Genomic DNA, 1,038 nt, shown 5'->3' on the forward strand with positions numbered 1-1,038 from the left:
TGTAATCTTACCCTAACTAGCTACATTCAAAACTAAAGAATTCCAATCAGAATTGCTATTGTTATCCTGTTGGAATGTTGGAAACTCAGAGAGTTTTCCATATTTCAACAGGAATTCTGTTGGCGTCAACTGTCCTAATGAAGAATGCGGTCTGACATTATTGTACATCCATACCCACGCATTAGCATATTTTCTAGCTTCTGAAAGATTTCCAAACATATAACTATCTAATACGTCTTCTCGGAATGTCCTATTGAATCGTTCAATTAAACTATTCTGTGTCGGCTTACCCGGTTGTATATATGCCCACTCTATATGTTGAATCTCGCACCATTCCTTCATTACTGTAGCAATAAATTCTGGGCCGTTATCAGAACGTATCTTTTCTGGCTTACCCCTCCATTCAATTAACTTCTCTAACTCTCGGATTACACGCTGTGCTGGTAAACTTGTGTCTACGTTAATAGACAAAGCTTCTCGATTGAAATCATCTATAACGTTTAATGTACGAATAGCTTTTCCGCTTGCTAATGTGTCGTGCATGAAGTCTAAGCTCCAAGTAATATTTGGCCCAATTGGACACAGTAATGGAGCTTTCACACGTGCTGGAAGACGCTTTTTACGTTTATTTCTAAGATTCAAGCGCATGGCTGTATAGATTCGATAAACACGTTTGTGATTCCATTTAAAACCAAGTTTGCGCAGACGATGATACATCATCCAAAATCCCCAATTACGATGAAGTTCGGACAAAATACACAATTGTTCAATAACCTCATTATCGTCTTTACGCTTAGGACAATAGTAATAAACAGAACTACTTATGATAAATAATCTACAGGCCTGACGAAGGCTAATCTTAAATTCTTTACGCACATAACCCACCAACGCTCGTTTCTCGCCAGGCCCTAGAGCTTTTTTTCTATAACATCCTTCAAAATGGTATTGTGAAGCGTTAGCTCGGCAACGATCTTCTTATATTGCGCTAATTCTCGCTCCATGTCCTTCATCTGTTTAAGTTGCGAAGCTTCCATCCCT

1 pseudogene is annotated in these 1,038 nt (G+C 38.6%); it reads right to left on the bottom strand.

Annotated features, from left to right (window positions below):
- Positions 1-12 precede the first annotated feature (12 nt).
- Positions 13-903 (bottom strand): annotated as a pseudogene (locus IP023_RS15760) (IS3 family transposase); the annotation flags it as partial.
- Positions 904-1,038 lie beyond the last annotated feature (135 nt).

Origin of the sequence: Sphingobacterium rhinopitheci, from assembly GCF_022627575.1 — a bacterium.
GTDB classification, from domain to species: Bacteria; Bacteroidota; Bacteroidia; order Sphingobacteriales; family Sphingobacteriaceae; genus Sphingobacterium; species Sphingobacterium rhinopitheci.